General features: G+C 37.3%; 21 protein-coding genes and 1 riboswitch. Of the genes, 7 read left to right on the top strand and 14 right to left on the bottom strand.

Translation table 11 applies throughout. From position 1 onward, the window contains the following. Positions 1-78: 78 nt before the first annotated feature. The 4 genes from F7984_RS03930 to F7984_RS03920 all read right to left on the bottom strand — a co-directional run bounded on the left by F7984_RS03930 (position 79) and on the right by F7984_RS03920 (position 3,071). Positions 79-972, bottom strand: coding sequence for a cation diffusion facilitator family transporter (locus tag F7984_RS03930; protein WP_225983708.1), 894 nt, complete (start codon positions 970-972; stop codon positions 79-81). A 200-nt stretch (positions 973-1,172) separates the two neighbouring features. Continuing rightward, the gene (locus tag F7984_RS03925) at positions 1,173-2,111 is read right to left on the bottom strand and encodes a magnesium transporter CorA family protein (protein WP_066101990.1); all 939 of its coding nucleotides are present in this window, start codon (positions 2,109-2,111) and stop codon (positions 1,173-1,175) included. Positions 2,112-2,129: 18 nt separating this feature from the next. Beyond that, positions 2,130-2,252: a hypothetical protein gene (locus F7984_RS19475; RefSeq protein WP_258187980.1), complete on the bottom strand. Its 123-nt coding sequence runs from the start codon at positions 2,250-2,252 to the stop codon at positions 2,130-2,132. Between the two features lie 294 nt (positions 2,253-2,546). Next, complete coding sequence (locus F7984_RS03920; protein WP_066101994.1) at positions 2,547-3,071, bottom strand: YusW family protein; 525 nt, start codon at positions 3,069-3,071, stop codon at positions 2,547-2,549. Positions 3,072-3,303: 232 nt separating this feature from the next. On the opposite strand from F7984_RS03920, the gene F7984_RS03915 reads away from it, so the two are divergent. The 4 genes from F7984_RS03915 to F7984_RS03900 all read left to right on the top strand — a co-directional run bounded on the left by F7984_RS03915 (position 3,304) and on the right by F7984_RS03900 (position 8,034). Further along, on the top strand, positions 3,304-5,451 hold the full coding sequence (locus F7984_RS03915) for an MMPL family transporter (RefSeq protein WP_066101996.1): 2,148 nt from the start codon (positions 3,304-3,306) through the stop codon (positions 5,449-5,451). Between the two features lie 80 nt (positions 5,452-5,531). Next, complete coding sequence (locus tag F7984_RS03910) at positions 5,532-6,320, top strand: TIGR00266 family protein (protein WP_066101999.1); 789 nt, start codon at positions 5,532-5,534, stop codon at positions 6,318-6,320. Between the two features lie 548 nt (positions 6,321-6,868). After that, positions 6,869-7,471: a tetratricopeptide repeat protein gene (locus F7984_RS03905; protein ID WP_140461125.1), complete on the top strand. Its 603-nt coding sequence runs from the start codon at positions 6,869-6,871 to the stop codon at positions 7,469-7,471. 185 nt (positions 7,472-7,656) lie between these two features. Further along, positions 7,657-8,034, top strand: coding sequence for a GtrA family protein (locus tag F7984_RS03900; RefSeq protein ID WP_066102005.1), 378 nt, complete (start codon positions 7,657-7,659; stop codon positions 8,032-8,034). Between the two features lie 105 nt (positions 8,035-8,139). Here the strand turns inward: F7984_RS03900 and glpX are convergent, their stop codons facing one another. From glpX to F7984_RS03875, 5 genes are all read right to left on the bottom strand, one after another. Beyond that, positions 8,140-9,114, bottom strand: a complete 975-nt coding sequence (glpX, locus tag F7984_RS03895) for a class II fructose-bisphosphatase (RefSeq protein WP_066102008.1) — start codon at positions 9,112-9,114, stop codon at positions 8,140-8,142. A gap of 295 nt (positions 9,115-9,409) precedes the next feature. Continuing rightward, the gene (locus F7984_RS03890) at positions 9,410-10,513 is read right to left on the bottom strand and encodes an iron-containing alcohol dehydrogenase family protein (protein WP_140461124.1); all 1,104 of its coding nucleotides are present in this window, start codon (positions 10,511-10,513) and stop codon (positions 9,410-9,412) included. Positions 10,514-10,717: 204 nt separating this feature from the next. After that, on the bottom strand, positions 10,718-11,542 hold the full coding sequence (locus F7984_RS03885; protein ID WP_140461123.1) for a MetQ/NlpA family ABC transporter substrate-binding protein: 825 nt from the start codon (positions 11,540-11,542) through the stop codon (positions 10,718-10,720). 20 nt (positions 11,543-11,562) lie between these two features. Then, positions 11,563-12,234: a methionine ABC transporter permease gene (locus tag F7984_RS03880; protein ID WP_066102014.1), complete on the bottom strand. Its 672-nt coding sequence runs from the start codon at positions 12,232-12,234 to the stop codon at positions 11,563-11,565. Then, positions 12,224-13,237 (bottom strand): methionine ABC transporter ATP-binding protein, encoded by a 1,014-nt coding sequence (locus tag F7984_RS03875; RefSeq protein WP_139891514.1) that lies wholly within the window; start codon positions 13,235-13,237, stop codon positions 12,224-12,226. The genes F7984_RS03880 and F7984_RS03875 overlap by 11 nt, the downstream gene beginning before the upstream one ends. Positions 13,238-13,318: 81 nt before the next feature. Then, positions 13,319-13,425: riboswitch (SAM riboswitch) on the bottom strand. A gap of 495 nt (positions 13,426-13,920) precedes the next feature. On the opposite strand from F7984_RS03875, the gene F7984_RS03870 reads away from it, so the two are divergent. Further along, positions 13,921-15,087, top strand: a complete 1,167-nt coding sequence (locus F7984_RS03870; RefSeq protein ID WP_139891515.1) for a pyridoxal phosphate-dependent aminotransferase — start codon at positions 13,921-13,923, stop codon at positions 15,085-15,087. A gap of 346 nt (positions 15,088-15,433) precedes the next feature. Here the strand turns inward: F7984_RS03870 and F7984_RS03865 are convergent, their stop codons facing one another. The 5 genes from F7984_RS03865 to F7984_RS03845 all read right to left on the bottom strand — a co-directional run bounded on the left by F7984_RS03865 (position 15,434) and on the right by F7984_RS03845 (position 20,473). Further along, a complete protein-coding gene (locus F7984_RS03865; protein ID WP_140461122.1) occupies positions 15,434-15,847 on the bottom strand; it encodes a WapI family immunity protein in 414 nt (137 codons plus the stop codon). Positions 15,848-16,665: 818 nt separating this feature from the next. After that, complete coding sequence (locus tag F7984_RS03860; protein ID WP_066102026.1) at positions 16,666-16,986, bottom strand: hypothetical protein; 321 nt, start codon at positions 16,984-16,986, stop codon at positions 16,666-16,668. 275 nt (positions 16,987-17,261) lie between these two features. Next, positions 17,262-18,704 carry a 4-hydroxyphenylacetate 3-monooxygenase, oxygenase component gene (hpaB, locus tag F7984_RS03855; RefSeq protein ID WP_140461121.1) on the bottom strand — a complete coding sequence of 481 codons (1,443 nt, stop codon included), beginning with the start codon at positions 18,702-18,704 and terminating at the stop codon, positions 17,262-17,264. A 108-nt stretch (positions 18,705-18,812) separates the two neighbouring features. Beyond that, entirely contained in the window at positions 18,813-19,598 is a 786-nt protein-coding gene (locus tag F7984_RS03850; protein ID WP_139891519.1) for a glucose 1-dehydrogenase, read from the bottom strand. 23 nt (positions 19,599-19,621) lie between these two features. Further along, positions 19,622-20,473: a GRP family sugar transporter gene (locus tag F7984_RS03845; protein WP_066102037.1), complete on the bottom strand. Its 852-nt coding sequence runs from the start codon at positions 20,471-20,473 to the stop codon at positions 19,622-19,624. Between the two features lie 247 nt (positions 20,474-20,720). On the opposite strand from F7984_RS03845, the gene F7984_RS03840 reads away from it, so the two are divergent. Both F7984_RS03840 and F7984_RS03835 read left to right on the top strand, forming a co-directional pair. Then, a complete protein-coding gene (locus F7984_RS03840; protein WP_140461120.1) occupies positions 20,721-21,980 on the top strand; it encodes an esterase/lipase family protein in 1,260 nt (419 codons plus the stop codon). Between the two features lie 241 nt (positions 21,981-22,221). Next, positions 22,222-23,499, top strand: coding sequence for an MDR family MFS transporter (locus tag F7984_RS03835; RefSeq protein WP_139891521.1), 1,278 nt, complete (start codon positions 22,222-22,224; stop codon positions 23,497-23,499). The last annotated feature ends 45 nt before the right edge of the window (positions 23,500-23,544 follow it).

The raw sequence follows: 23,544 nt of genomic DNA, 5'->3' as shown, positions 1-23,544 counted from the left end.
ACGTTGGATAACTAAAATATGCGGTGGGACAGAACGAAAAAAGGCCAATTTACAATTAACATGTAAATTGGCCTTCGTTTATTCCGGAAAGTATGGATTTAAATGAATGAGCACTTCTTCAATATGGTCAAATTTCTCCTTTAGAGAGTTCTTAATCTCTCTTGATAGGTCATGACCTTCTTTAATTGTTTTATCTTGATCAATTGAGATACGAATATCCATTATTATGTAGTGACCGTGTTCTCTTGCCCTTATTCGGTCAATACGTCTGACTTCATCAAAACTAAGGATAACAGCCTCAAATTGCTCCATCATTTCCGGCTGTACATTGCGTTCGATTAGAATATGGAAGGCTTCTGTCAGCATTTCCCTTGCAATTTTGAAAATCAAATAGGCTACAAATATACTTGCCACTTTATCCCCATACAAGAGAAAGGTGATTCCTAATTGATCCCCAAGATAAGATAAAAGTATACCTATTGCTGCAGCCAATGATGCCACTATATCCGCCTGATGATCATATGCTACCGCTTCAATCGCTTTACTGTTTACCCGTTTACCGACATTCATGGAATAACGGAATAAGCATTCTTTCGCTACATAAGAAAATAAAGCAATCCAGAAGGCAATCATACTTGGGGTTTCAATAGGATGGAAAAATCCCGCTACACCTTCATACACAATATAAAGGGATACTAATAATAACAAGATTCCAATTACCCCGGAAACAATTACTTCAGCTTTGCCATGTCCGTATGGATGCTCAAGATCCGCAGGTTTATTTGAAACTTTAAGTACCAATAATACGATAACCGCTGCAAAAACATCTGCTGCTGAGTGTATCCCATCCGCGAATAAGGCATCACTGCTTGCGATTATTCCGATTACGATTTTTCCAACCGTAAGAATTATATTGCTCCAAATACTAATCCAGGCTACCCTTTTTGCCATTGACTCTCTAAGTTCCAAAATAATTCACCCCATACTTTTACACCTTTATGAAATAGTCCATACATTAGTGCAGAAAAATGTTATATCACTTTTTTATCGAACTGTACAGAACATGTTACCAAACAAATCAATTATGAACACAAAACAATATTTTATCTTTTTCACGAAAGAGACTCAACATATTTAGCTTACCCCAAAAAAAGAGATAGCTTTTGCTATCTTCAAAAGTATCTCTTTTTCCAAAATATTATAGTTGTAATGGATGATAACAATAGGGCAACACAAATAACACCTATAAACGCATACGGGTTATTTTGAAATGGTAAATTAACGTTCATCCCATATATACTTGCTACAATGGTCGGGAATGATAAAATAATTGTAATGGAAGTTAAAAATTTCATTACGATATTCAGGTTATTAGAAATAACTGAAGCAAATGTGTTCATCATACTCGTTAAAATGGAATGATACGTCTCAGCCATCTCAATCGCCTGGGTGTTTTCAATAATGACATCTTCTAAAAGATCCTTATCCTCTTCATACATTTTCAAATGATTCAACCGCAAAAGTTTTTGCAATACGATTTTATTGGATTTTAGCGATGTCGTAAAATACACCAAACTCTTTTCTAATGAAAGGAATGCATAGAGCTCTTCATTTTTCATAGATTGGTGTAATTCTTTTTCGATGTCATCTGTTTTACGATTGATTTGTTTTAAATATCTTAAGTAATAGCTAGAGATATTAAACAGTATTTGAAGAGCAAATCTTGTCTTTTTATACGTAAAAAATCCCTTCATTTTCTTACTCACAAAATCAGTAATAATGGGATTTTCAATGAGTGAGATTGTAATAAAGCATTCGTCCGTTACAATCAGACCAATTGGGAGAGTTTCATAAAGCGGGAATCCCCCATCATCATACGTAATGTATGGAAAGTCTACAATGATTAATATATGATTATCTTCTCTTTCAAGCCGAGACCTTTCTTCATCATCCAATGGGTCTTTAATGAAATCTTCCGGTATATCCAAACGATCCGAAATTAACTTGATTTCAGCTTCACTTGGCGCAACCATATTGACCCAGCACCCTTTTTTCAGTTCATCAATTTTCTGTAATTTACTATCTGTATCTGAGATATAATATTCTAACATTGATTTAACCTCCTCTCATTATGAGGAAGCAACAACTCTTTTTAATGGAATGACAATTATCTTTCCCCACCTTTTATAAAAAGCACTGTTGGTTTCCTCAGGCAAGCTCGTGTCTGGGTCACTCGAATCGTAGTTACTCAATAATTTCAACTCCTTTGAAGATAGTTTTGCCTCTTACATCTTATACCTAACATTCAAAGCTGTGCAATGGGAAATTAACTATTCATAAAAAGATTACCTTAGTCTGACTGTCATACTCCCTTTTTTTATAATAGCCTTTGCTCTTTCGTTCTCTAAAAAGACAATTAACCCCCTTACTTATCCCAACTGATTGGAAAAAGCATTTCTTACACCCTAAATAATAAAAAATAAAATCTACATAAAAACAAAGCATCCCCTTTTAATCTTAAGGGATGCTCTGATTGCGTATATCAATTACTTATTATTTCTATATTCTTTTTCTGTTCCGTCATTAAATGAAATATCTATATCAATCGCCTGATAATTATCATCTAATTCAAATGCTGAAATAACTTTGGATATAACATCATCCTGTGATGTATTAGAATCAATATCTAATTTTTTAAATATAGGATTTAAGCGGTCAACTGCATCATTACCATTTACTCGCTCATTATTTCGATCATCTTCAATCGAAGCTTCTACTCCATCGTTATCATTTTCGTAGCTAACCTCATAATCCTTATTATTTTCGTATTTCACTTCAAGATCAAAATCTCTAAAAGAATAAGCTGAATCATTTGTATTAGTACCCGTATTATTGTCTGTTGCTTGATTGTTTGCGTTGTTATTGTCTGTCGCTGTATCATTCGCATTGTTATTTTCTGTTGTTTGATTGTCATTTGCTTGATTATCTTTTTGTGCATCATCATTATTATTGCACCCTGCTGCAAATACTGTTAAAACGCACATACACATGATTAATGATAATTTCTTCATAATGTCTCCTCCTAAGTTTGTTATGTAACTGTTGTTTTAGTATTTCCCCACTTAGCTTCTAAATACACTATCTTTTCATATTTATAGTGATAATTATTTCATTATACTTACCGGGTAAAACCTATGATAAACTGCTTTTAAAGTTTAAAATGTTATATAGCGGGAGGATATATCTTGTATACATGGGTATAGAGAATTGTGGCACATAGAGCTAAAAGAGGAGGTTTATTGAATGATGTATACATATCGTAAAATAATCTTAGTGATTTGGATTATTTTCACATTGGTAATGGGATTCTTCGCTCTAAAAATGCCTGGTATTCTGCAAGGCAGCGGCTTTGAGATGGAAGAGTCCTCCTATGATAAAACAAATGAGCTATTAGAGGATCGGTTCGGCCAATCAGCCTCACCTTATATCATTTTATTTGAAAATAAGGATAATTTAGAGGAAAAGGATTTTAAACAAAAGATAAACTCAGTATTGAATGATGTGAAAAAAATCGACGGGTTTAGCTCAGTAGAATCCCCCTTAGAAAATGATTCACAATATAAAAAGGAGATTGCCTATGCCTCTATCTCTTTTGACGAAGACACACAAGAACCTGCAGATTATATTAAAGCTTTAAACCAAGAGATTGCTGGCCAGGATATATCCGCTTCTCTGACTGGTAGCCATGTCATTGAAGAAGATATGAGCAAAGCATCTCAAACTGATTTAAAAAATGCCGAAATGATTGGGATTCCAATCGCCATGATTGTATTGTTATTAGCTTTTGGAGGATTGGTTGCTGCTTCCATTCCCCTGATGACCGGGATTGTAGCCGTTGTATCCTCGATGGGGATTATTTATTTTATTGGTCAGAGTATTAATCTTTCCGTGTTTGTTTTAAATGTTGTTCCCATGATTGGGTTAGCAGTCAGCATTGATTTTGCCCTTCTCTACATCCATCGATTCAGAGAAGAACTGCAGCATCATGAAGTCAGTAAAGCCGTGAGCATTACAAACAAAACTGCCGGGAAAGCAATTGCTTTTTCTGGAACCTGTGTTGTTCTTGGTCTTGCAGGGATGTTTTTCATTAATATTGATATATTCCGAAGTATAGCTGTCGGCGGTATAGTCGCTGTTTTCATTTCTGTCATTTCTGCCCTTACCTTCCTGCCGGCCTTATTAGGCATTATCGGTAAAAACATTAACAAAGCTATGATTCTAAAAACTAAAGAAAACTCGGACAGTAAATGGAGAAGTTTCGCAAACTTCGTAATGAAACGCCCTATAATTATGGCCTTAGCCGCTTTACTCATTTTAATGATTGCAGCCACCCCTATTCGCAATATTGATTTAGAAATACCTAATGCTGATTCTTTGCCGGCTGACAGTCAAACAAGAATTGCATATGAAAAATTTGAAGACTCTTTCCTTCCAAGCAATCAGTCAAACGTACCGATTGTTTTAGAAACAAAAAATCAAGAGGACATATTATCAAAGGAATCCCTTGAGAACATAGAAGCATTTATAAATGAGCTTAAGGAAGATGAGCTTGTCGATCAAGTTGATTCAATATTTACGTATACAAACACAAACTCCGCTGAAGAGTTATATCAAACCTTACAATCTGATGCGGCTAGAGAAAAAATGGCTCCTGTCCTCGAAAAGCTAGTGAACGAAGATACAACCCACATAACGGTTAAACTCGATGCAGCATACAAAACCGCGAAAGCAAAAGATTGGGTTCGAGAGGCTGAGAATCAAGACATACATCCAGAGCTGACTCACACTATTGGCGGTCAGGCAAAATTCACACAAGAAATTTTTGATGAAATCCTGGAGCAGGTCCCAAAAGGTTTATTACTGATTATCGGGGCTACTTATTTGATTTTATTAGTTGCATTCCGGTCTGTACTCATTCCGGTGAAAGCTATTCTGATGAATATCCTTTCCCTTGGAGCTGCCTTTGGTATCATTGTATGGATTTTCCAGCACGGGAATTTAGGAGTTGATCCTAACCCAATTGCACTAATGATACCTATCTTAACCTTTGCAATTGTTTTTGGATTAAGTATGGATTATGAAGTTTTCTTAATCTCCCGTATCCAAGAGATTTATCTCGAAACTGGAGATAACGATAAAGCTACCCTTGAAGGCTTAACTACAACAAGCAAAATTATCACCTCGGCAGCCGCCATAATGATTGCTGTTACAGGTGCCTTTGCTTTTACAGATATTGTACCGGTAAAGCAAATCGGGGTTGGTGTGGCCTTAGCTATTTTTATAGATGCCACCCTTGTCCGTATGGTCCTTGTTCCTTCTCTAATGAAATTGCTGGGCAAATGGAATTGGTGGTTCCCTGGACAAAAAAGGGCGAAAAAAAGCAATAATTGATTGTATACCAAACTCGCATCCTCAATTGTTTTGGATTACACTTTAACTGAAGAGATTTATCAATTTGGAGGTGTTTGGCAATGAACAACCATGAAATTGATTACAAGATATACGGAGACGATATGCAATTTGTAGAAGTGGAATTAGATCCGAAAGAAACAGTCGTGGCCGAGGCCGGAAGCTTAATGATGATGGATGAGCAGATTCAAATGGAAACCATTTTCGGTGACGGTTCTTCTTCCCAATCTGGAATGATGGGCAAATTATTCAGTGCCGGAAAAAGAGTCCTGACTGGAGAAAGTTTATTTATGACCACCTTTACAAATGAAGGAACTCAAAAAAAGCATGTATCTTTTGCTTCTCCATATCCGGGAAAGATCGTTCCTTTGGATTTAAGTGAATTGGATGGAAAGGTAATCTGCCAGAAGGACTCCTTTTTAGCAGCTGCGAAGGGTGTATCAGTAGGTATAGAATTCCAGAAAAAAATTGGGGCTGGCTTTTTTGGCGGTGAGGGATTTATCATGCAAAAACTCGAGGGTGATGGGATGGCTTTCGTGCATGCCGGAGGGACATTACATCAAAAAGTATTAGCTCCAGGAGAAAAAATACGAGTAGATACCGGCTGTATCGTTGCAATGACCAGAAATGTCGATTACGATATTGAATTTGCCAAAGGTATTAAAACCGCGTTATTTGGCGGAGAGGGTCTGTTTTTTGCTACATTGCAGGGTCCTGGAACAGTCTGGGTTCAATCACTCCCCTTCAGCCGCCTTGCAAGCAGAGTGTTTTCCGCTATGCCGTCTAGAGGCGGGTCAAGCGATGAAGGCAGTGTAGCCAAAGGTCTTTTCGATATGTTTGGTGGAAAATAGAAGAATAGCAAATTAGTAGCCCAATAGAAAAGTCTATTGGGCTTTTTTTGTTTTATCCCCTATTCATTTGAATTATATGGTAATTTAAAGTAAAGGGAATATTTTCATAGTCTCTAATCCATAAATTGCTTCCAAAAAATACGCACTTCAATCCCTTTACAATCACGTTTTTAAGTCCTTATTTTCGGGACAACTCCTCTCCCACATAGGAGGTGTTATAACTTCTGTAATTTTACCTGTCATAATTCTTGAGCAAACCCGTTCTATAGCAATGGGTAGAGTAATCTCCATTAATTCCTTACTCTTTATCAGTATCCTTTCTTTTTTCAGTATCCTTGTTAATAGATTGAATCGTGTCTAACTTATCCTGCTTGTCGGTTTGGCTGTGAAACGATTCATATGGCTCTAAGTATAGCTATTTTAAAATCGTGTTTCTTACATTCCAGCACAATGAAGTTCGCATTTTTAATTAAATTAGGAAAGATGAAAACAGGAATAACATGTTATAATTATATTAATATAATAAATTTTCTGAAAGGTGATGCTATATGAGTATCTTGAATAAGTTTCACCATACCAACCCAACTGAAGAACTTTTATATAAAGCACTTAATGCTGATGAAAACACAGAAACGGATACAATTATTAAGCTTTTAGAAACCGCCCTGCAATCCATCTCGGGTAAAATGCCAAAGAGGGTCAGTAAAATGGTGTTTCCTGCTACAATCCTTTTGGCTGATCAATATGTAAAAGTGAATAACCTGCAAAAAGCTAGAGATACATATGAAGCAGCCTTATCACTGGGTAAAACAGACATGGATAAAATGCGTGTTCATGAATCAATCGGGAAGATGAATTACTTACTTAATGATTTTGAAAAATCAGCAAGCCATTATCTTAAGTCCCTGCACTATGCCGCTAAGTACACACCTAAAGATGCGATAAAAAATGTCCACTCCCATTTATTGCATCAACTAGGTCACGTATTACTCGATAACCATCGTTCTGTTACGGAGGAACAAAAAAAGCAAGCTGATGAGTTTCAAAAATATTTACTGAATCAACCTAACTCCTATAACTTAACAAAATTAAATTTTTATCGGGATATTGGAATGGATTGGTGGAAAGAGTTTCATCTATTTAACCAGTAACTAAGTAAGACCGCGAATGACCATTTCCGGTCTTACTTCTTTTTATATCCATATAGTAATCAGTCATTTACTTCGCATCTATCACTAATAACCCTTATCCATTTTTATGGAATATTTTAGCTGACTGTTAAATTGAGTATAATAAGAGAACCTAGAAAAAAAGCGAAGAAAGCTGGTTGTACTCGATGATTTTATTTGAAAAGGAATTTTGGAAATTTAATATGGTTGGCATTGTAAATACAATCAACTATTATATTTTGTATTTACTTTTTAAAGAAGTGTTTCAGATGAACTATATGACTGCCCATTTACTTGGTTTTTTTATCAGTATGATTGGCTCCTTTTATCTGAATTCCTATTTTACCTATCGAACGAAACCAACTTTAAAAAAATTCCTTCAATTCCCATTAACCTATGTCGTTAATATCTTAGTGTCCACGCTTGCCATTTATATTTTAGTCCAGTTGCTTTCCATACATGATAATATAGCACCTATAATCGCTACTATTATTGCGATTCCTTTTACCTTTTTACTCTCAAAAATGATTCTTGCAAAGGATTAATTTAATTCGGGATTAAGATTTGAAAGTATTGATCAACCTTGAAATAAAAAAATCCTATAAAAGCATATCATCACTGCTTTTATAGGATTTTATTTTTAGAAAGCATTAATGGTGGTGTGTATGGATAAATTTTGTATTTCTTGTATTTGCGCCTACCAGTAACAAGGAGTGGGTACTCATTTTCCCGCTTGGTAACTTCCTGACTCCATTCAAAAACATACCGTCGGTGATTGCTGTTGCAGAAAATAAACAATCATCTGTACGAATAATTTCATCCAGCTCGAAAATTTTAGTTGGATTTTCAATACCCATTTGTACACATCGGTTATATTCTTCCTGATTCATAGGAACTAGCTGCCCCTGAAAATCTCCTCCCAGACATTTTAGTGCAGTTGCAGTGATGACACCCTCTGGAGCTCCGCCTGTACCGACAAGCATATCAATATCCATTCCATCGATTCCAGTTGCTATAGCGCCCGTTATATCAACATCAGAGAATAACTTCAACTTCGCTCCCAGTTCGAGAACCTGTGCCATTAAAGTACTATGCCTGTCGCGGTCCTGAATCATAATGGTCAATTCTCTTACATCTTTTCCAAGGGCCTTCGCAACTGATTGCATATTCTCTTTTAAGGAGGCATTTATATTAATACATCCTTTTGCATTTGGCCCAACTGCGATCTTTTTCATATACATATCAGGAGCATGAAGCATGCTTCCACTTTTCGCAGCAGCCAACACAGCCATTGAATGATTTTTCCCTTTAGACATTAACGTAGTACCTTCCACCGGATCAACAGCTATATCAATTGCCGGACCGTTCCCATTTCCCAGCATTTCATTGATATAAAGCATTGGCGCTTCATCCATTTCTCCTTCACCAATTACGACTCTTCCACACATATCGATTGTATTTAAATGATGCCTCATAGCCCTTGTCCCTGCACCATCTGCTTCAATCTTATTTCCCTTTCCTATCCAGGGATATGAAGCAATAGCTGCCTGTTGAGTAACATGTAGCAGATCTTCTGCAATTTGCTGTACGGTGTGTTTCTTACTCGCATACTTGGTGAATTCCATAATCAACTTCCTTCGTTTAATAGTAAATTTCCCTATCCATTTTAGGGTTCATTTATACAAATAAACAAGTTTATAATTTTGGTAATAAACTATGCAGCCAGATAAGCATTTTAATTAGGAAAAAACAACTTTATTTACATGTAAAGATAAGGCTGTTTTCATAAACATTATTGCTAACGACTAATAAAAAAAGTAGACAGCTTTTTAACTGTCTACTAAGAAACCTGCACAATCAACTAATCCTAAAACACCTTCTAATTCCTAGAGTGGATGATGACCGTTTATGTAAACAACTTTAGCAAGATTTCTCACTCTCACAAACAAATTGCTCCAACTTCTGAATTGCTTCCACTACCCTCTCAGCTGTAACCAATCCAATTGACATTACATGAATCGACTCACCCGTAACTGTTGCTTTTTCAGCAACCTCAGCAATCAGCGCTTCCGTTATATCTTCCACACCTAAATCTGTTAAGGATAATGGAAGGCCCAACTCCTCATAAAACAGTCGAAGCTCTTCAATTTCTGTCCATTTGTCTTCCAGCACTAGCTGAACTAAAATGCCATATGCCACCTTATCACCATGCAAGGCGTGATGAGTTTCTTCAAGTACCGTTAAACCATTGTGAATCGAATGAGCGCCAGCAATTCGACCGTAATAATCACCATAGCCCCCAACCATGCCACCAAACATAATAATTGTTTCCACTACTTTGACGAAATCATCATTTACTTCCCCAGCCTTTGCAGCTTCAACAGCTCCACGGGCGAATTTTAGCAATAAATCCTTACATTCTCTTGCAGCAAAATGAGCAATTTGCAGTGGAACAGTCTTATTATCAATTACAGCCATCTGTACATCCGCTTCGTACCATTTCGCAAGAGTATCTCCAATACCGGCAATTAACATTTCTATTGGAGCATCAACTAAAATTTGCGGCTCCACTAGCACCAGACTGGTACAAACCGGATATATATCATAACGAATGAAAGCTCCGGAATCATCATATATAACGCTTAAAGGCGTCCATGGCGAACAATTAGATGCCAATGTCGGAATGAGAATGGACTGCCTTTCAGTCGCATCGCAAACCGCCTTAACAAGATCGAGTATCTTTCCGCCTCCGACACCTATTACCGCATCCAATGAATGATGCTTGACCAGCTTAGTAACCGCCTCGATTTCGGCAAATGAGCACTCGCCTCCGTACGTATATTCTTCCAATTCTACCTCTGCCATTTGCGGCCAATACGGCTTTACTGCCTCCCAGGACTTTTTGCCACGAACCACAAGAACTCTGCGGAGATTACGTTCCAGCAGCTTAGCTTCCAATAAATCTAAAGCGTTATCTTTCAAAATATATTCACTTGGAGCACCATGAACTGAAAAAACAGTCATTTTCATCACTCATTTCTATTTGCTGTTAAAAACATTAATAAAGTGGGAAGTGTTATCTTTATATATTCTGTATGTCTAACCTTACACCCGCCATGCTCCTTCTATGGTTTTGTATTGTTTACGAATTAGTTGTTTAATCTAAGGGATATACAGCCTTAGTATTTATACATAAAACAAAGAGAGAACTGAGGACATTTTTTCTTATTATTTCATCCATTCAGGCTTGCCGAAGCCGACAAATTCTTCATCGATTATTTTTTCGAATTCATCAGATTCTACCACTGATAAAATATCCTTAGCTAGCTGTGAATCATCATTATTAGCCTTTACAGCCACTACATTTCGATACGGATCAAGCATATTCTCAAGCGCTAATGCACTTAATAAGTCCATATCTGCAGCTAATGCGAAGTTTCCTGGTACTGCTGATAAATCTGCACTGTCAATAGATCGAGGTAGCTGTCCTGACTCTAGCGGCTGGAATTTTAAGTTTTTCTTGTTTTCGATTATGTCCTTTTCAGAAACTTTAAGGGGTTCTGCATTTTCATCTACTACAATTAATCCTTCATCTTGAAGTGTATTGAATGCGCGAGCTGCATTTACCGGATCATTCGGAATTGTAATCGTCGCTCCGTCCTTCACTTCATCCAAAGATTTATACGTGTTTGAATAAATACCCATCGGCGCAGTCGGTACTTTAATTAACCCTGTCAAATCCATGCTGTTCTCTTTTTCAAAGTTTTCCAAGTAAATAGTATGCTGAAAAAGGTTCGCATCAATATCTCCACCATCTAACGCTTTATTCGGTTGAATATAATCACTGAACTCCACCACTTCTACTTTGTATCCCAATTCTTCCAAGCCTGGCTTGATTGCTTTCGTTGCCATATCACTATAAGGACCAGAAGTAGCTCCAATTTTAATATCCTTTGACTCTGAGCTTGCATCCTCAATGCTTTCATTGCCGCTGCAAGCTGCCAATGTACCTACCACTAAGAATAAAATAAATGCTGTTAACCCCTTTTTCATGAAATAATTCCCCTTTTCTATTATCTTTTATCTATAACTTTTGCGATGAAATCACCGGCAAGTTGGATAACCTGAACCAATACGATTAAAATAATAACAGTTGCAATCATAATGGTATTATCATAGCGATAATACCCATATCGAATCGCTAAATCACCAATACCGCCACCACCGACCGTTCCTGCCATAGCAGAAAACCCAATCAAGCTAATTAATGTAAGTGTAATACCCGAAATGATACCTGATCTCGCTTCGAGCAATAGTACTTCCTTAATAATCATCCACGGTGTCGCACCAGCTGCTATCGCGGCTTCAATAACACCTTTATCAATTTCTCGTAAAGACGTTTCAACGATTCTCGCAAAAAACGGAATAGCTGCGACTGACAGCGATACGCTAGCAGCTGTTGGTCCAATCGTTGTCTTTACAACAAATTCGGTCAATGGCATAAGAGCAACCAATAAAATAATAAATGGTATTGATCGGACCAAATTGACGACAAATCCTAATATCCTCTGAACCGTTTTGTTTTCCCAAAATAAACCCTTTTCTGTCACATATAATAGAATTCCAACTGGTAAACCAATCACGATTGCGACAGCTAAAGAAATGGAAATCATGTAAATCGTCTGCAAAAATGCTGTGTTAATTTCAGGAATAAGCTCTATAAAGTGGTTGAAATCAAAGCCCATGTTGGAACACCTCCACTTCTGCCTCTCGACTTTCTATATAAGATATCGCTTTATTAATCTCTTCCTTCTGTCCGCGAAGCTCCATGATAAAAATACCTAAAGGCAATTCCTGAATATATTCAATTGAGCCATGAAGAAAATTGCCTTTTACATTAAATTGCTGAAGCGTATCCGATATGACTCCCTCACCGGCAACCGTTCCCCTAAACGTCACCTTGACAATCGGACCCTTGCAACTTTGGTAAATAGCGTCAGGTATATCGAACGAAACAACACTGTTAATGAATTCCTTCGTAAGATCGGCATGGGGTTTAGCAAAAATATCATACACCGAGCCTTCCTCAATGACCTTTCCATCCTGCATAATCGCCATTCGATTACAAATTTCCTTTACTACATTCATCTCATGTGTAATCAACACAATCGTAATATTGAGCTCCTTATTGATTTTTTTCAACAAATTCAATATTGATTTCGTTGTCGTCGGATCTAGTGCTGAGGTCGCCTCATCACAAAGGAGTACTGTCGGGTTATTCGCCAACGCCCTTGCAATCGCTACACGCTGCTTCTGTCCCCCACTTAGCTGCGAAGGATACACTTCACGCTTTTCAGCTAATCCGACCATTTTCAACAGTTCTTCTACTCGGTCTTGTATTTGAGTCTGCGGCACTTTTGCTGCCTTTAAAGAAAAAGCTATATTTTCAAAAACTGTTTTCTGGCTAATAAGATAAAAGTGCTGAAAAATCATCCCGATTTTTAAGCGTGCATGACGCAATTGCTTGCTTCTCAACTTAGCCAGATCAATTCCATCAACTGTGATATTTCCCGATGTTGGACGCTCCAACAAATTAATACAGCGTAGCAGCGAGCTTTTACCTGCTCCTGAGTACCCGACAATCCCGAATATCTCGCCTTTTTTAATTGTTAAGGAAACGTTGTCAACTCCATTTACTATACCGCTTTTAGTTTTGTAAATCTTATTAACATTCTGAATTTTTATCATATGCCAACCTCTATCTCTTCACATTTTTTGAAACAAAAATGCCCCTCTCATCTGAAAGGGGCATCGAAATACATCTATCTCGACTTATCTTTCAGAATGTAATACATTCTGCAGGAATTGGCACCTTCCCTATTAAGGGGGTTGCCGGACGTCATAGGGCCTAGTCCCTCGGTCGCTCTCGATAAGCTATAGCTTTATTTGATTTGTTTATGATATTACAGACTTCAGAATAGTCTGTCAACAAAAACCTTTTTGACGTAAACTGTTGAACCGCTTTCATCATTGCAATTTCAATAAAATATTCCAATCCACATACATCGGATTAAAAAACTCCCCATTCTTCTTCGTAGGGCTGAACTGACGATAATGTAAAACTCTACATTTTCGCAAGCCGACTGAATAACACTTTCATCGTTCACTATTTTCATCTGCCAAACAAGCTCATTTAATGTATAGTCTCCACATTTCATATTTTCCGAAAAACAATCATTTCTGAAAAAGCTACCACACCCACTTCATCAAACGTTCCCCTATAATCTATGACTCAGCAAATCTAATAACCATTTACTACCGCTATATTCAAATTCTTTCAGCTCACTATAGACATTTCTAAATAAAGGTTATAGAATTTTATCTATTATTTAAATATTCAAAACTATATTCTCTTCGTAAAGGTGAATTATATGACATATTCAGAACGCTTAAAAAAACTGCCAGTCCAATTTTTTGCAACACTTGTCCTAAAAGTTAACAGCGCTATAGCTGAAGGCAGAGACATTATTAATCTCGGACAAGGAAATCCTGATCAACCTACTCCTGCGCATATCGTCAAAGCCCTGCAAGTGGCGGCTGAAGATGCACAAACTCATAAATATTCTCCATTTCGGGGTTTGGAAGAGTTGAAAGAAGCGGCAGCACAATTTTATCACAAGCAATATGGCGTCGAGGTTGACCCTAAAACTGAAGTTGCCATCCTTTTTGGAACGAAGGCCGGACTAGTTGAGCTACCAATGTGCTTGCTCAACGATGGAGAGCTAATGCTCTTGCCAGACCCAGGCTATCCCGACTATTTATCTGGAGCTGTATTAGCAAACGTAAACTATGAAACTTTTCCACTAACAAAAGATAATCAATTTTTGCCGGATTATGAAAGCATCCCTTTAGAACAAAGGACCCATGCAAAGCTAATGTATTTAAACTACCCAAATAATCCTACCGGAGCTACCGCAGATCATGCTTTTTTTGAAAAAACAGTATCATTTGCAAAAGAAAATAACATTACCGTACTTCATGATTTTGCCTATGGAGCTATTGGCTTTGATGGACAAAAACCTATCAGTTTTCTTGAAACGGAGGGTGCAAAAGAAGTCGGCATTGAAATGTACACACTCTCGAAAACTTACAATATGGCAGGCTGGCGTGTTGGCTTTGCTATCGGAAACCCAGCTATCATCGAAGCACTCAATCTCATTCAAGATCATCTTTACGTCAGCCTCTTCCCTGCTGTACAAAAAGCGGCAATCGCAGCCTTGACAGGGGAGCAATCCTGCGTAGAAGAGCTTATCGAACGCTATGAACGACGACGAAATTCCCTCATTGGCGCTTGCAATAAAATCGGCTGGAAAGTCGAAGCCCCAACTGGTTCATTCTTTGCTTGGCTTCCTGTCCCTGCCGGTTTCAAGAGCGAGAGCTTTGCTGATTATTTGCTTGAAAAAGCAGATGTAGCCGTTGCAGCAGGAAAAGGCTTTGGTGAATACGGAGAAGGCTACATTCGTGTCGGCTTATTAGTAGACGAAGACCGGCTAATAGAAGCTATTGAACGTATTGGAAAGCTAGGAATATTCACTTAAACAACTGCGGTATTGAACTGCTCCCTGTCTAGTAAACAATGAATATAATAAAAGCAGAACCCTGAATTCTAAGGGGTTCTGCCGCTCAATCTCTATTGATAACGTTGTTACAGATGCTATTAACGCCTCTTTTAAAATTCGTTTTTTTAATAATACTATTCTATTTTACTGTGCCCCAAAATGAATCGCCCCATGTGATCAATACAGCGTTCTTTTTTTTGAGCACAGAAAAACTCCCCATTAGGTAAGCCAGATTTTTCAAACTGTCTTACCTAATGGGGAGCATAAAAAAAGACCGTCAACATGACAGCCTTGATTTTCTGCTATTGACCTGTTAATACAATAGCTACGGTTTACTTATAACTGGATATAGAGAGATTATATTCTCTAATTCTTTAATCAAATCATCTAAATATGATTGATTTGATACAAATTCAAAGGATAATACAGCACCACTTCCTGTCGGATAACAAGTCTCTCCAGACCATTCTATATGCCCCAACTTATCCATTTCACATTCAAAATAAATAAAGCTATCTAAATTTTTCAATATAACTTTACCCGATAAATCCTTATTCATTAACTTCAAATCATTTAAAAAATCCCTAATGTCATCAGTTCTTAAACTAGCAATAAAATCAACATAATATCCAGGGATTTCAACTTTGTTTCCATCCCAATAATCAAAGCTATTCGGATATTCACGAGCTATGATATCTATTTCTACTTTAGCTTTTTCTCCCAATAGATGGAATTTCATTTTACCACCTCATATTTTATAACTTATTAGCTTTGGTCATCTTGTACTAATCTGTTCCTTTAACCGAATAGCAAAAAAGAGCTGATCAACCAGCCCTTGATATGAAAGTAATACCCTCGTTAGGGAATAAGACTATTTTTCTATAATTATATAATCTTTCGTTTTAGAATATGGAATACCATGTTTGTTAGCAAAATCAACTAATTCTTTGAAAACGTCGTTGGGATTCAAATTTACAATTCGGATGGTAAGTCCTTTTTTAACTTGCATAAAAGCACCTTTGGTATACCAATTGACTCGTTTAAATTTAATCTGTTTTATTTGATGGGGAAATATACTTGTTTTATATAAAGGCCATTTAAAAAACAATATTTGATACGTCAAATAGTCATTATTTATCACAAATTTATATCTGATACATAATAAAACAAGAATAACTAAAGAAAATATCATTTGGAAGTATAATAACCAATCGAAAAAGTCATTTATTGAAATTGTCAATATCATTAATAGCATTATATACCATAATGCTACTCTTTGAGTCTTTGCGAAATAAACCAACTATCTCTCCTCCCTACATGTTCACTTTAACATAAATATCCATACTCCATTGAAATATACTGCCCCTAGCTGCATAGCAAAAAAAGAGCTGATCAGTATTACACCCCAAAAGTCAGATTTCTAACTTATTGGGGTCACTACATCACAGCTCTGATATTGGAGCGGGTACTCCCGATAGTTTCAGTTTAATCTTTCACAAAGAGAGTTAGCATTAGCTAAGTGCTTCTTTTTCCTCAAAGTTTTACTTCAGCTGAGGATTAGCTCTCCCTTTTTCTTAAAAGTTGCAAAGTCCCTTTTTTCTGTTCTTTAAAGTCCTCTAATTGTCTAGGAACATTAGTTACTCCATGATATATTGCATAAAACTCTTCCCACGGTTTTCCATCCAAGCGATAATATTTTTCTAATATATCTATATAAGTAAACAAAGCCTGTTCCACCACAATTTCAGATAGCTCATACTCGCTTGGCAATTCCATATCCAATCTTTCGCATAACAATTTTTGTATTCTCTTTGCATACTTTATCTGTCCCATGGAAACATCTAGCTTCTCATATTCCTCTTTAATGCTCACTTTCATTTGGTTCCCTTCCGATAAAAAGTCGTTACAAATTATACTCTAATTATTAATTAAAAACAGATAATTTACAATACCTACTATTATATTAAGATAATAATCAATTTAGTTTCTAATCGATTTGCAAGTCATCCCACTAATTACTAAATGTTACAAAAATCAGCTATTTTCCACAAAATCATCAATTTTATTCCATGTATGGATTAATGTAGACTTGTTGATGTGCAAAAACACAAAAAATAAAGACAGCTATCATTATCCGATAACTGTCCTCCCTCTTAGTATTCGGTTAAAAATTGATCAATTAATTTAACATATTTTTCTTTTGGGTAACTCATATAGAGCCCTGAAGCCAATCTGACTGCGTCGCCAAAAAAGAATCGTTCATACAGGGATTGCCGCGATCCGAAAGCACTCATGGATATATCCCATGCCAACCGAAAAATCTTCACTTTTTCTTCTGCTCCAACGATGGCTCCCTGCATATACAAATCAAGATCCGCACCGATTTCTGATGAAAAATCAGCTTCTGTTGGAATGGCCATAAGCCCACTCGCTCCGATTAATTGAAGAATTTCCGTACATCTTGGATACAAACGAGCAAACAATAAAATGGATGCCTGTAACGGATTTGCATCCGGTACCATTGTTCCCCACTTATCCGCCTTGGCATTTACTTCAGATGCAAGCAACAAAGCCTTTAATGATTCCAATCCGACATATATTTCACTTATTTTTTCATGTATATGCTGATACTCCCCCACCTGTATGGAATCAATTAGCTTTTGGGCAATTCCCAATACCATCTCCAGCTTGATGATTCTTCTGCATGTAACCTGATGTGCAGCTAGTAAATGGAAGCTGCTTTCCTGATAAATTTTTTGAGCTATAAGAGGATTCTCATAAAAGAGCACTCTATCCCAGGGAACCAATACCTGATCAAACACGACAATGGAATCCACTTCATCAAAACGGGAACCAAGCGGATGATCAAATGCCGAATCACGGTAGCTAAATGGTTCTCTGCATATAAATCTCAATCCAGGCGTGTTGCTTGGAATGGAAAAGCCATAAGCCAAATCTTTATTATGCCCAGCGGCATTGGCAGGGAACACTAGTATTTCATCCGTAATTCCTCCCTGTGTGGCTAAAAGCCTGGCTCCATTTATAACAATCCCATCATCCTTTATTTCTGTCGTCTGTGCTGATATTGTCTGGGTGAAATTTTCAACATAATAGGATGAGCGATTAACCTGTGGATTAATAAATGTATGGGTGAAAGATAAATCTTGCTCGCGGGCATTCTCAAATATCGTCAGCATGTTTTTAGTGAAGCGTTCATCCTGCTCAGAAAAAATGGCCGCGGCAGACGCAAAGGACATCATCACAGTATTCATGTAGTCTGGTGATCTGCCCAAAAACCCTCCGCTTGATTTAGCCCATACTTGTGTCATCAGTCTTCTTTTTTCTAAATCCTCTTTTGTTTTTGGTTCCAAAAAAGAGGTCCCAACCAGATTGCCAGTAACAGGTGAACGAAATGTCATGATATTTCGGTTGGATTCCTTTAATTGCAAATCATATAATGCCGCCTGACTCTTTATGACTCCTTTAAAAGCTTGATGTTCAGAAATTTTACCATTCACTTTTTGTCCATCTATCCATATCGATGAATGAAGATTATCTATTTTTTCGATGTATTCCGATCCAGATCTTGTCGGCATAAAACTCCACCCTTATATATTCAGATACAGTAGACTATGTACATACCATCATAATGTATGTACGAATGTCTAATAATTATCCAAAGGGCTTGGACTTTTTAGGAATGTTTATCCTCTGCCTGCCTGGAAACCCGGATATTGTGTCATTCCACCATCTACAAATAAGCTTAATCCTGTCACATAGCTTGATTCCTTCGAAGCAAGCCAAACTGCACACGCCGCAACCTCTTCAGGCTTACCGATATATCCCATTGGAATAAGATCAAGAACTTGCTTCTTCGCTTCAGGATCATTGAATTTTTCTTCATTGATAGGTGTATTGATTGCGCCCGGACATATATTATTTACGCGAATTCCTTTCGGAGCATACTCCAAGGCAAGCGTTTCACTCATTAGTTTAACCCCACCTTTACTTGCCGCATAGTGGACAAAATGGGGCCATGGAATTTGCTCATGTACAGATGACATATTAATGACGGAACCTTTTATCTTATGTTCAACCATATACTTAATGGCTTCTCTGCTTCCTAAAAAACATCCTGTTAAATTCGTGGAAATAACCTTATTCCAATCTTCAAGGCTTAATTCGTGTGAAGGCATTTCATTTTCAACTCCAGCATTATTAACCATGACATCAAGTGTACCAAATGTCTCAACTGCCTCATTTATTAACCTTTTAACGTCCTCTTCTTTCGAAATATCCGCCTGAACAGTGATGGCGTCCCCACCACAGGCTTTAATGATTCGAACAATCTCATCTAGATCTTTTTCAGTTGAACGATAATTAATAACTACTTTTGCTTTCTCTTCCCCAAAACGAAGGGCCATGGCCTTTCCAAGCCCTTTACTTGCTCCAGTTATAACAACAACTTTACCTTCTAAATCTTTATACATAGTACGTTTCTCCTCTCGACTATTTATTTCTTGGTATATCCCAATATAACGCCTCCGGCAATAACAAGGAGACAGCCTGCGATGACCATTATCAACCTTTTCTTATCCTTTTTCTCACCCAATAAGAAAATCCCCCCAAGCGTGGAAATCACAATACCTGTTTGAGAAAGAGAATAACTTGTGGCTACTCCGATTTTTGGAACTGACAGAAGAAGTGCAATATTACCCGTTGCCCAAACAAGCCCCGAAAGCATATTTCTCACTGTATATTTATCAAACGCATGCTTCCAAAAGCCTATTACAAGACCAACAATTAGCATTCCGGTAGCCTGCGGAAGAATAGCTGACCAGCCATCAATTTCATACCATCTGATAATAACAACATAGCCTATATACCCTAATGACGATAATGTCAGAGTGATTAAGCCTTTTTTTAACTGACTTCCTTCTTCATCGCTATCATTTCCGACTGAATTAAGAATCACGCCTGCAATCAAACAGCAAAGAGCCAGTATCCCCATAATAATTTGAGCCTTCGTGCTCCATTCATTAAAAACAATCAAACCAAATAAAGAAGTTCCGATTAATTGCATGCCCGTTGAAATGGGTACTGTTTTCGATACACCTATATACTTGACGCTAATAAACTGCCCTGTTTGCCCAATTGCCCACAGTCCTCCTGAAATCAACCCTACAATCCAAACTGTAGGATTAAATACAGGTTCAGAAAAAAACAACATAATTACAGCAAAGAGAAATGCACCCAATGTGATTCCCAATGTTTGGCTATAAGCATTTCCACCAAGTTTTACGCTAATTAATACCAAGCTGCCCCAGCATACAGCAGCTAATAATGCTAGTAATATTCCCGACATACATATCCCACTTTCTACCCTTATAGAATCTTTTTACTTTTATATGGCTGTAAAATACCCTTATTTACCTATCCGGAAACGTTAGCCTGAATTTCCTATTTATATTTAATTCATAATTTTTCACTTGCTTATTATGTAAGCGCTAACATATAGTAATAATTGACAGAATTATCAAAATACTCCTTCGCAAGAACTCGAACCCCGTCGCTTTGTCATGGACTACTTTTTATTTTAAGGAGGAATTGGTTTGAAATCGAAAGTAACAAATCTTATTTTGGTCACAGGATTAATCATTAGCTTTTTTGCTTTTTTGCCACAGACAAAGGCGAGTGCCGCTGAAAACCAAGGCAATGATTATCCTATCGTGTTGGTCCATGGTTTAGGTGGATGGGGAGAAGGCGAATTTTTAGGTTACAATTATTGGGGCGGACTAAAGGATGTTCCGGAGTACTTAGAAAGCATGGGCCATCAAACATTTGTAGCAAGTGTCAGTCCAGTAGCCAGCAACTATGATCGTTCAGTAGAACTCTATTATTATATTAAAGGCGGCACGGTAGATTACGGAGCGTCCCATGCCAAACAGCATGGACATTCACGTTATGGGCGCACCTATGAAGGGGTCTACCCTGAGTGGGATGCTGATCATCCGGTTCACCTTGTAGGCCACAGCATGGGAGGATTAACAACACGCAGTTTAGTTGATCTTCTAGAAGACGGCAGTGCAGAAGAACGTGACTATCATCAGGTCCACCCGAATGAAAGTATGTCCTCTCTTTTTGAAGGCAATAAATCGTGGGTGCACAGTGTGAGCAGCATTGCTACCCCACATAACGGTACAACATATGCAGATGATGAAAATAGAATAATTTCTTTTGTTAAAGATCTAATCATTAATGTCGCCAGTGTTACAGGGATCAGCCAAGAAAACTTAGTATATGATTTTAAATTGGACCATTGGGGAATTCGCAGAGAACCCAGGGAGTCTTTTAAATCGTATCTCTCCAAAGTCATTAACAGTAAGATTTGGGAGAGTACTGATATAAGTGCATATGATTTAAGTACACCAGGGGCTGCTGTACTTAATCAAAAGGTAGAGACAAAATCAGATGTTTATTATTTCTCCTACACCGGTCAAACCTCCAAAAAGAGTATTTTGACAGGTCAGCATATACCATCTGCTTACACACATCTGTTTCTCCATCAACCTACCAGTTTCTTAGGGAAATTTAGTAGAACTAATCCACAAGATGGACCCATTATAGATAAAAGCTGGTGGCCAAACGATGGATTAGTCAGTACGGTTTCGTCTTTTTCGCCATTTGGACAACCAGCAAAAGCCTATAATGGGGTAGCAGAAAAAGGGAAATGGAACTACTACCCTATCATGAGCAATTGGGATCATATTGATTTTATCGGTATTCTCAGCCTTAGCAGCAAAACGCCAGCCTTTAACGTTTATCCGCTTTATAAAGATATAGCTGAAAATGTACACTCATTGGATGAATAACTGCACTTTGCTTGAAAAAAGGAAGTAAAAAAATGCTTATGCCAAGTTCACTTATTTGTGAATTTGGCTTTTTTATGCTCCATCGAAAGTTGTAGATTCTATCCGTAAAATTACGGATGTAATCTTCCATTTTTAAAAATAGAATAAGAAATAGAAACAATATTCCATGTTTTCTTAATTTATATTGAAATATTATCAGAATGTTATAAAATTACATAATGGGAAAAGGGGAGGGTCAACCATGGGTTTTAAACAGTTTCACCGTACAATTAAAATACGTATTATAGAGTCATTTTTAAGTTCCGCCATTGGAGGTATGATATTTCCATTCATGGCGATTTATTTATCTTCACATTTCGGGGTAAAAATGGCGGGACTTTTATTGCTGATTAATGTGTTTGTCGGCATAGCGATAAATTTCTTTGGAGGATATTTTTCAGATAGCTTCGGCAGAAAAAAATTAATCGTATTTGCTGAATCGCTTCGATTTTTAGCATTCGTTACCATGATGATTTGCAATTCACCATGGTTTACAGAACCGCTGATTACATTCTTTATGATGACTGTTAACAGTATATGCTGGGGCTTAGCAGGGCCTGCAAATCAGGCAATGCTGATTGATGTCAGCCGTCCTGAGGAACGAAAATCGATGTATACCATTATGTATTGGGCAAATAATCTATCCATCGCTTTTGGCGGTGCCATCGGCGGATTTATGTTTAGAGAATACTTCTTTGAATTACTCCTCGCTCTTTCAATTACTTCATTGATTGCATGGACCTTAATTACATTTTTTATTGAAGAAAGCTACATACCAAATAAAACAGAGAAAAAAACACCACCCCAACATGTCAAACAATTATTTTCAAATTATCATTCTGTTTTTAAAGATAAACTCTTTGTCTTATACGTATTAGCAGGAATCTTTGTTCTATCAATGGAATTCCAATTAACAAGCTATATGAGTATTAGACTGTCAGAGGATCTATCCATTCAGAATCTATTAGGAATCGAATTTGGCGGGATTGAGATGGTCGGGTTCTTACGTACAGAAAATACGATTTTGGTTGTAATTTTAGCCCTGTTTGCGACAAAGCTTGTTTCTAATTTGAACGACCGAAATGTATTAATCACCAGCTGCATTGTCTTTGTAGCCGGCTATGCTGTGATTTCTTACTCTAATAATATCTGGTTCTTATTCGGAGCAATGTTCATCGCAACTGTTGCTGAAGTATTGCGTGTGCCCGTCCAGCAAAATTATATGGCTAATTTGCCCCCTGAACATGCGAGGAGCTCTTATTTAGCTGTAAACGGATTAACCTATAATGTGGCCAATTTAATTTGTTCTCTAACGATTACATTAAGTGCGTATCTATCCAATTTAGCTACATCCATTTTTATTACTGGTATCGGTGTAGCTGGGATTGTTATTTTTATCAAGATCGTTCCTGCTCTCGACAGAAGGATACATCCTGAAACTGAGGCAGAGATTGAGACTCCAATGAGCATAACCGATTAATCGATGAAGTAAGCTGGTTTTAAGGTAAATGGAGAATTAACCCCA

The organism is Pradoshia sp. D12 (assembly GCF_008935075.1).
GTDB lineage: Bacteria > Bacillota > Bacilli > Bacillales > Pradoshiaceae > Pradoshia.
The sequence above is the reverse complement of the archived record's forward strand: the minus strand, read 5'-3'. Positions and strand labels throughout refer to the sequence as shown.

Bases quoted from the DNA above. Each gene is read 5' to 3' on its own strand.
- F7984_RS03925 (WP_066101990.1), bottom strand. From the start codon at position 2,111: ATGTTAGAATATTATATCTCAGATACAGATAGTAAATTACAGAAAATT.
- F7984_RS03920 (WP_066101994.1), bottom strand. From the start codon at position 3,071: ATGAAGAAATTATCATTAATCATGTGTATGTGCGTTTTAACAGTATTT.
- F7984_RS03915 (WP_066101996.1), top strand. From the start codon at position 3,304: ATGATGTATACATATCGTAAAATAATCTTAGTGATTTGGATTATTTTC.
- F7984_RS03910 (WP_066101999.1), top strand. From the start codon at position 5,532: ATGAACAACCATGAAATTGATTACAAGATATACGGAGACGATATGCAA.
- F7984_RS03905 (WP_140461125.1), top strand. From the start codon at position 6,869: ATGAGTATCTTGAATAAGTTTCACCATACCAACCCAACTGAAGAACTT.
- F7984_RS03900 (WP_066102005.1), top strand. From the start codon at position 7,657: ATGATTTTATTTGAAAAGGAATTTTGGAAATTTAATATGGTTGGCATT.
- glpX (WP_066102008.1), bottom strand. From the start codon at position 9,114: ATGGAATTCACCAAGTATGCGAGTAAGAAACACACCGTACAGCAAATT.
- F7984_RS03890 (WP_140461124.1), bottom strand. From the start codon at position 10,513: ATGACTGTTTTTTCAGTTCATGGTGCTCCAAGTGAATATATTTTGAAA.
- F7984_RS03885 (WP_140461123.1), bottom strand. From the start codon at position 11,542: ATGAAAAAGGGGTTAACAGCATTTATTTTATTCTTAGTGGTAGGTACA.
- F7984_RS03880 (WP_066102014.1), bottom strand. From the start codon at position 12,234: ATGGGCTTTGATTTCAACCACTTTATAGAGCTTATTCCTGAAATTAAC.
- F7984_RS03875 (WP_139891514.1), bottom strand. From the start codon at position 13,237: ATGATAAAAATTCAGAATGTTAATAAGATTTACAAAACTAAAAGCGGT.
- F7984_RS03870 (WP_139891515.1), top strand. From the start codon at position 13,921: ATGACATATTCAGAACGCTTAAAAAAACTGCCAGTCCAATTTTTTGCA.
- F7984_RS03865 (WP_140461122.1), bottom strand. From the start codon at position 15,847: ATGAAATTCCATCTATTGGGAGAAAAAGCTAAAGTAGAAATAGATATC.
- F7984_RS03860 (WP_066102026.1), bottom strand. From the start codon at position 16,986: ATGAAAGTGAGCATTAAAGAGGAATATGAGAAGCTAGATGTTTCCATG.
- hpaB (WP_140461121.1), bottom strand. From the start codon at position 18,704: ATGCCGACAAGATCTGGATCGGAATACATCGAAAAAATAGATAATCTT.
- F7984_RS03850 (WP_139891519.1), bottom strand. From the start codon at position 19,598: ATGTATAAAGATTTAGAAGGTAAAGTTGTTGTTATAACTGGAGCAAGT.
- F7984_RS03845 (WP_066102037.1), bottom strand. From the start codon at position 20,473: ATGTCGGGAATATTACTAGCATTATTAGCTGCTGTATGCTGGGGCAGC.
- F7984_RS03835 (WP_139891521.1), top strand. From the start codon at position 22,222: ATGGGTTTTAAACAGTTTCACCGTACAATTAAAATACGTATTATAGAG.